Genomic DNA, 8001 nt, shown 5'->3' with positions numbered 1-8001 from the left:
GACACCCCATGAGTTGAAATAGAAGTGTGGTTGCGAAAATCAAACTGATAGCTACTTGGTTGCGGCGTAGAAAGCTCACTAAATCCCCCTTGAACGGACCGGTCCTGTTAAATGCTCCCCCTGAAACCGCCTCCAGAGCACGAATGCGTCTGGAGACAACACGTAGTATACCACAATCAGTCGGCGTATAGCCCGAAATTTCCGCCGACTATATAGAGTAATATCGGAAAAGCGCTATTTACGCATTTATATCGTCAATCTGTCGCGTCCCGGGACTGATGTGCGCGGTCTATTGGCGCACGACGCTATGTCGTCTGGCAGGTGAGGCAGCCGCCTAGATTAAAGCGCCATAGGGCCAATGGTAGATCGAGGTTCTTCAGGATGCGCGGAATCACGCATTGATGTAATGTAACGCTATACCGATAGTGTAGCATACGGAGAGACTTGAGCGTTCAAGCGTCCAAGCGTCCAATCGCCATCGATCTGCCGAACCAGGCGGGTTTGTTGCCGTGTATGTGCGTATTTTTCCACTTGTAGTCCGCGAGCACCGACATGACTCGAACTCCACCTGCACCCAACGGCACGACCTGTCGGTCCCAGGAATCTTCAATTCGAGCGTAGTGCGCGGCAAAGAAGGATTGAATGTCGGCTATTGCTTTGAAAGCGCCTCGGTGATGGCGGCAGTGCCAAGTGCTTCTGCGCTGAATTCATTTAACGGAAAGACGCCAAGGCGTGCGCGAGACGGCGGCGTATGCACGCATTGAGCCCTGAGATGTGGAGCCGATTTCTTCCTTTTGCCAGATCCCCGGCTGTCGCTTTCGGGTAATAGACCGCGTGAGTTGGTTTCGCCCCTACAGGGCTCTTGCTGGGTTATGGCGGGTACCTGGGGTTTCGATTCGCGTCGTTGACGCGAATCTTACCCCAGGCTGGAGTATTTCGCGCTTACAGCGCTCTGGAGTATCGAGTCAAAACATCGGTATTCATCCGTGGTTGAGTCTCTTTGGGTTGCGGCTATGCCGCGCCGGGCTCGAGTCTGCCGTGCCTTCGGCATTACGGAGAATTGATGGGGTGCCACGGGGATGCGATGTGGAGCGATGATCACGATTATCACGTTGCGCTGTTTGGCGCCGTGATCGCCGAGCGCTGCGTGGTGTTCACGGTGGGTTGCGGGGGCCGCGTGCGCCGAGGGTAACCGGATAGTTGTCGCTAAGGGAATTTAGAGTTCGCATATTCGTAGCGTTGTTGCTGCGATGGAAGGGAGACCTGCCGGTCGCGTACCGACAAGTGTGTCGGCGGAGTGATCCGCCGCGGCGGACCAGGCGACCATGCCACAGCGGGGTGTTTACCCTTGGGGATTTGAAGACGCGGGACTTGCTTGTCGAGGTGATGGCAAGGGTGTGCCGTCAGGGCAATCGCATAAGGACTGCTCAGGATTTCGATTAGTTGGAGAGTCTCCTCGTTCATCTCTTCCGCGAAAGGGGTGGTCCATCTTCATGGATTGGACGCCATTTCGAAGCGAAGATAGATTTGTGCTTGCGTGAGAATGGCGGGACGGCCGTTTGGCTCAACTCTTGATGCAATTGCCCCGGGTGCGCGGCCTGCGATGGCGGCGTCATTTTAATGTGCTGACGGTGTGGAGTGCAGCCGCAGGATTTGTCTGGGAATGTTCCAGCGGCAACCGGCTCCATCAGTATGTGCCGCGATCTCCTGTTGTGCCGTAGAGGCAGCCATTTGGGAACAATACTCACAGGGTGCGTGTTTTGGGTTCAAATTGCTTTCCGGCATTTGTGGTGTAGGTTTCGTAACACTGAAAATGGGGTTGCGTACACACGTGGACAAGGCACTGCGGCGCGAAGTGCGGTTTATCACCACGCGGCTTGGCGAGATTATTCGCGAGCAAGCCGGGGGTCCTGCGCTATTCTCGTACGTCGAACAGCTTCGCAAGCTGTCGAAAGCCATTCGCGCCAATCATAACGAGGCGAGCATCAAGGCAAAACGCGCTTTGGTCGGGAGATTCAGCATCAAAGATGCCGATCAGGTTGCCCATGCCTTCAGTCTGTTTTTTCAATTAACCAACTTGTGCGAGGAACGGGCGCGTGTACGTCATCTTGAGGGTGCCGCAGAGCCGGTCCAGTCGCTGCGAAGTATGTTCCGGGAGCTTCGCGAGGCAGGAGTGACGTCCGAGACATTGCAGCGGTGTATCGATAATCTTGAGATAGAGCCGGTGCTTACGGCCCATCCAACCGAGGCCAAACGTCGCACTACGCTGGCCCATATTCTGCGTTTGGAGAGTCGCTTCGACGAACCTGACGAGGTTCTAGAGACGCTCTGGCAGACCGCGGAGGTGCGAGAGTTGCGTGTAGGACCGATGGACGAGGTCAACAACACGATATTCTTTTTTGAGCGCACCATTCTGACCGCGGCAGCGAGATTCTACGAGAAGTTTGACGCTGAATTGAATGCTCATTTCCCTGAGGTTAAGCGGACCCGGTCTTTTCTCACTTTTGGGAGCTGGGTTGGCGGTGACCGCGACGGTCACCCTTATGTGACGACTGAGGTCAGCAGTGTGACGATGGAGCGGCAACGCTCGGTGCTTTGCGAGCATTATCGCAGGGAATGCGAACGCCTGATCGGAGAATTGACCCACAGCACGCCTCGGCGCGGTCCGAAACAGGACGCAGCCGATCCTTTTCAGCCTGGAGAAGAGTATCGGCGCCGTCTGTTTCAGATGCAGGCGCTTCTTGAGGGTGGCTATCGGCGTGCAGAGGACTTTGTCCGTGATCTCCGGGAGATACAAGTTGGGTTGCGGCAGCAGGGCGCCCACCGCGCGGCAAATGGCCGCATTGCAGGGCTTATCCGACAGGTTGAGACATTTGGATTTCATATGGCGCAGCTTGATTTCCGCGATCACAGCGCTAAGCTGATGAATTCGCGAGACGAGTTGCTTGATCAGTTTCGGTGTATCCGCGAGTTGCAGCGAGAGCATGGAGAACGAGCGGCGCACCGTTTTATTCTGAGCATGACGCGGAGTTCGGAGGACCTCAAAGGGCTGCTCAGCTTGGCCAGGCAGGCCCGCGTTCGTCTGGACATCGTGCCCCTGTTCGAGACAATCGACGATCTCGACCGTGCACCGGACATCATGGAATCCATATGGAGCAATCCGGGATACCGAAATCATCTCCAGCGGCGAGGCGGTGTGCAGGAGATCATGCTTGGCTATTCGGATTCAAATAAGGATGGAGGATATCTTGCCGCGAACTGGTACTTGTATCGGGCTCAGGAGCAACTCGCGGAGCTGGCAGACACGCATGGCGTGGGCTTAAGGTTCTTCCATGGCAAGGGGGGCTCGATTGACCGTGGCGGAGGCATGAGCCACCGCAGTCTTCGCGCCCAGCCGCATGCCGCCCACGGGGGCCGCATCCGGATCACGGAGCAGGGCGAAGTCGTTTCGCTCAAGTACTCTAATCCTGTGATTGCTGAGCGGAATTTCGAGCAGCTTGCGAGTGCCGTCATTGCGGCAAACTGTCTTTCAGCGCCTGCCGTGAAAGCGGCGTGGAAGGGCGCGATGAACCGTTTGGGTGAGCTTTCTTTCGCGTTCTATCAAGACTTGGTGTACAGGACGCCGGATTTTCTAACCTATTTCCGTCAAGCCACTCCCATTGACCTAATCGAGCATCTCAGGTTGGGGTCACGGCCAAGCCGGCGGGTAGGCGACGGCGACGTGCGCCAACTTCGGGCCATTCCGTGGGTATTTGCCTGGACGCAGTCGCGGCACCTTCTCAGTGCGTGGTACGGCATAGGGCATGCCCTTGAAATGCACGGCGACCTTGACCAGCTTAGGGAAATGTATAAGGAATGGCCGTTCTTCACAGCGATCATTGACAATGCGGAGTTGTCGTTGGCAAAGGCGGACCTGTACATTGCAGGTCGATACGCCTCCCTTGTGCAATCGGAGCGCATCAGGCAGTCTGTATTCAGTCGCATAAGCGAAGAGTATGATCGTGCCGTGCGGAATGTGCTGAAGGTTACGCGACGGAGGCGACTACTCGCGAATCACCCCGTGCTGGCAGAGTCTATTCGGTTGCGCAACCCCTACATCGATCCGCTCAATTACCTACAGATTCGGTTCTTGCCCGAGTGGCGGCGGGCCAAAGACAACGAGAGTCTTCGGCAGCTTCTTGCGTTAACCGTCAACGGCATAGCGTTTGGAATGAAAAGCACAGGCTAACCATGCATAGATCCGATGAGTCCAATCTGCTGCGTCCCCTGAGTTCCGTGCCGGTCCCCCGGCTGGGGGTGATTGGGGGCGGTCAACTGGCGAAAATGACCGCAGCGGCAGCTGCATCGTTCGGGTGCGAGGTGGTTGTATTCGAGCGACAAGATGATTTTCCCGCGCACAGTCTCGATACGCATGCCATCATAGGCGATTGGGATTGTCCCGAGGACCTGCTCAGGCTTGCACCGCTTGTCGACGTAATTACCTTGGAGAACGAATTTGTAAGCGCAGACGCCCTTTCCGTGTTGGCCGACAATCGGCATACGATTTTGCCCAGCGCCGAGACTCTTATGATGGTTCAGGACAAGTATGTGCAGAAGAGTGTTTTTGCTCAGGCGGGCTTACCGCTGGCCCAATTCGCTGATGCGCCGTCCATGGAGGACGTGCGCCGGTTCGATTTTCCCGCAGTGCTGAAGAAGCGCCGGAACAGCTACGACGGGAAGGGCAATGCAACCGTATTGACGGAAGGGGAACTCTCAGCGGCCTGGAAAACACTCGACGGCGACCGTTGTCCGTTGTACGTCGAGAGACTCTATCCGTTTGCGGCGGAATTGGCCATCATAGTCACTCGTGGAAGGGGCGGGGAGAGCGTGCAGTATCCGGTCGTTGAGACCATCAACAGGGAGCACATCTGCCACGTGGTGAAAGCGCCGGCGGACGTGAGTCCGACGACGAAGGCGCAGGTTGCTGAATATGCGAAGCGGGCGGTGGCAGCAATTGGAGGAGTCGGCAGCTTCGGGGTGGAGTTTTTTCTTTCGGCGAACGGAACGGTTGTTCTTAACGAGATTGCGCCCCGCGTTCATAACACCGGGCATTACACGATAGAGGCGTGCGTGTGTTCGCAGTTCGAGAACCATGTGCGGGCTATCCTGGGATGGCCTCTGGGTTCCACTGCCATGGTATCTCCAGGAGCAGCCATGGTGAATCTGCTTGGTTATGGAGACGGCCCTGGCACGCCCGTGGGACTCGAACAGGCGCTCGGAGTGCAGGGTGCGCATATACACATTTACGGCAAGGCACGGAGTGCGAGAGGACGAAAGATGGGTCACGTAACGGCGCTTGGCGCGAGTGCAGACGAGGCCTTGCTTGAAGCACAACGGGCTGCCGACTGCATACGGTTTGGAGGACAGGGATGACTATTCCGCTGGTAGGGATCATTATGGGGAGCGATTCGGATCTCCCGACAATGCGGCAGGCTGCTGAAGTGTTGACGCAATTCGAAGTTCCCTATGAATTGCGCGTCGTATCCGCACACCGAACCCCCCGAGACATGATGGCCTATGCGGATGGAGCAAGGCGACGAGGGTTGAAGGTCATCATCGCTGGCGCGGGCGGCGCTGCCCATCTGCCGGGGATGGTCGCGAGCCTGACGATACTGCCGGTGATAGGAGTGCCGATCGAGAGCAAAACACTTCATGGCTTGGATTCGCTTTTGTCAATTGTTCAGATGCCGGGCGGGGTGCCCGTTGCCACGGTGGCAATTGGAAACGCCAAGAATGCCGGCCTGCTTGCGGTGAGCATACTGGCGTCAGGTGGCGACAAACGGCTACAGCGCGAATTGACTTCGTATAAGGCACGGATGGCACGTGAATCGCGTAGGAAGAACCTCGGGCTATGAGTATTGATTTGATTGCGGGGCTTCAAGCCAATCTACTGTCGCCTCCCGTCCTTTTTTTCCTGCTGGGACTCCTGGCAGCGGTGGTGCGTAGCGATCTGAAGTTTCCCGAAGCGTTGTACGTGTCGCTTACTATTTACCTTTTGTGCGCGATCGGCTTTAAGGGAGGCGTGGCAATTTCGGAAGTTGGAGTCGGGCAGGTGTGGCGTCCAGCCCTCCTGGCGATGGCGATAGGAACAGCCATACCGTTCTGGTCGTACGCTATTCTTCGCTATCTTGGCCGAATGAAGCCGGTTGACGCGGCGGCCATCGCCGGTCACTACGGCAGCGTGAGTGCAGTTACCTTCATCGCATGCACGAACTTCCTGAAAGAATTTAACGTTGCATATGAAGGGTATGCGAGTGCGTTTCTAGCGGTAATGGAAGCTCCGGCCATTGTGGTGGCCATTGTTCTGGGCAACCTAGTATTGCGGCGGAGTCGCGATGATGTCGCGTCTCGTCGAAGTCTCGGCGCGGTGTTGCATGAGGCTGTGCTCGGTCGCAGCGTGTATTTGCTTCTGGGTACTCTGGTCATTGGGTTTCTCTGCGGCAAACAGGGGATGGAAGGGGTATCGGGATTCCTCGTGACGCCATTTCAGGGTGTGCTGGCCCTATTTCTGCTCGAACTGGGCACGGTGGCAGGCAGACGGCTGGGGGATCTACGCCAAACGGGGCTGTTCCTGGGTGTGTTTGGCATAGTTGCGCCGTTGGTGCATGGCGCACTGGGTGTTTTGGCGGGTCAAGCGGCTGGTCTTAGCCTTGGCGGCACGACCCTTTTCGCGGTGCTATCCGCCAGTGCTTCTTACATTGCCGCGCCCGCAGCGATGCGACTCTCATTGCCCGAGGCTAACCCAACGCTCTATCTGACCAGTGCGCTTGTGGTTACCTTTCCTTTCAACGTTACCGTAGGTATTCCCGTGTACCATGCAATGGCCATGTGGTGGATGAAAGGGAGTTGAGCAAATGTCTTCAGCAGAAATGAGACTTGTGACCATAATCTGCGAAGAGCTGGCGCGAGACACAATTACGCGCTTCCTCACGGACATGGGCGTCCATGGGTACACCCTGTTCGAGGTCGAGGGGCTTGGTTCCCGTGGCGTACGCACGGGGGAAATGGCCGAGTTCGGCAATATTCAGATCGAGGCGGTAATGACGCCGGACCTCTGTGAACGGGTAATGAACGAACTAGAGGCCAAGTACTTCGCAACGTTTGGCATGATTGCCTATGAGTCGGTTGTGCGCGTTCGACGCCGTGAAAAGTTTGGTACCTGAACGCCCCGCTTTGCGCTGCTTACCCTCCGGCAGGGAAATTTGTCTCGGGAATTGCCGAACGCGACACCCGTGGCTCGCGGACGGCGCGAGTCGAGTTTGACTGGTTTGTGGCCCCCTCCTATACTGTTCATATCCCATGTCAGAGGGGGCGGCCATTTGCCGCGCAGCTCGTTTGGCGTGGGCCGGTGAAGGCCGATTGGGATCCCGATAGGGGGTTCCCGATAAGGAGGAAGGCACCAAAGTTAGGATTCTTGGGCTGCACGAGGTGAGCGATGCTTGACGGGCACGTACTCGTATTGAACAAATCCTGGGTGGCCGTGCATGTGGCGTCTGCACGGCGGGCGCTGAGTCTGGTGTACCTGGGCTCCGCGCGCGCGGTCCATCCTCACGACTACTCCCTGTATGACTTTGAGCGGTGGCTGGTCTTGTCTCAGGACGGACTTGGCGGGCGCTATGTATACACCCCCTCCTTTCGCGTGCGAATCCCCGAAGTGGTGCTGCTCGCGTCGTTTAACGGGTTCATTCATCACGAGGCACGCTTTTCGCGGCACAGCATATTCGAGCGCGACAACAATATCTGTATGTATTGCGGGAAGCATTTTCCGAGGTCTCAGTTGACCATCGATCACGTCTTGCCGCAGTCGCGCGGTGGTGGCGATACGTGGGAGAATCTCGTGCTGGCGTGTCTGGCGTGCAATGTCCGCAAGGGCAACCGAACGCCCGATGAAGCTGGTATGCCTTTGTTGCACCGGCCAACCAAGCCGTCGTGGTTGCCGCATTTTGGGGCGCGCGTGCCCGA

6 protein-coding genes are annotated in these 8001 nt (G+C 57.0%); all 6 read left to right on the top strand.

Annotated elements, in window-relative coordinates; all coding sequences use genetic code 11:
* Positions 1–1831: 1831 nt before the first annotated feature.
* On the top strand, positions 1832–4228 hold the full coding sequence (locus K1Y02_23420; protein ID MBX7259332.1) for a phosphoenolpyruvate carboxylase: 2397 nt from the start codon (positions 1832–1834) through the stop codon (positions 4226–4228).
* 2 nt (positions 4229–4230) lie between these two features.
* Complete coding sequence (locus tag K1Y02_23415; protein ID MBX7259331.1) at positions 4231–5412, top strand: 5-(carboxyamino)imidazole ribonucleotide synthase; 1182 nt, start codon at positions 4231–4233, stop codon at positions 5410–5412.
* Between the two features lie 2 nt (positions 5413–5414).
* Complete coding sequence (gene purE / locus K1Y02_23410) at positions 5415–5894, top strand: 5-(carboxyamino)imidazole ribonucleotide mutase (protein ID MBX7259330.1); 480 nt, start codon at positions 5415–5417, stop codon at positions 5892–5894.
* A 2-nt stretch (positions 5895–5896) separates the two neighbouring features.
* Positions 5897–6889 (top strand): sodium-dependent bicarbonate transport family permease, encoded by a 993-nt coding sequence (locus tag K1Y02_23405; GenBank protein ID MBX7259329.1) that lies wholly within the window; start codon positions 5897–5899, stop codon positions 6887–6889.
* Positions 6890–6893: 4 nt separating this feature from the next.
* The gene (locus K1Y02_23400; protein ID MBX7259328.1) at positions 6894–7202 is read left to right on the top strand and encodes a transcriptional regulator; all 309 of its coding nucleotides are present in this window, start codon (positions 6894–6896) and stop codon (positions 7200–7202) included.
* A gap of 272 nt (positions 7203–7474) precedes the next feature.
* The coding region (locus K1Y02_23395; protein ID MBX7259327.1) for an HNH endonuclease at positions 7475–8001 on the top strand (527 nt) is incomplete at its 3' end.

The organism is Candidatus Hydrogenedentota bacterium, assembly GCA_019695095.1.
Classification (GTDB): Bacteria; Hydrogenedentota; Hydrogenedentia; order Hydrogenedentales; family SLHB01; genus JAIBAQ01.
This window is presented reverse-complemented; position numbering and strand designations above follow the sequence as displayed.

Excerpts from the sequence above, each read along its gene's own strand:
- K1Y02_23415 (MBX7259331.1), top strand. The coding sequence starts at position 4,231 with ATGCATAGATCCGATGAGTCCAATCTGCTGCGTCCCCTGAGTTCCGTG.
- K1Y02_23400 (MBX7259328.1), top strand. The coding sequence starts at position 6,894 with ATGTCTTCAGCAGAAATGAGACTTGTGACCATAATCTGCGAAGAGCTG.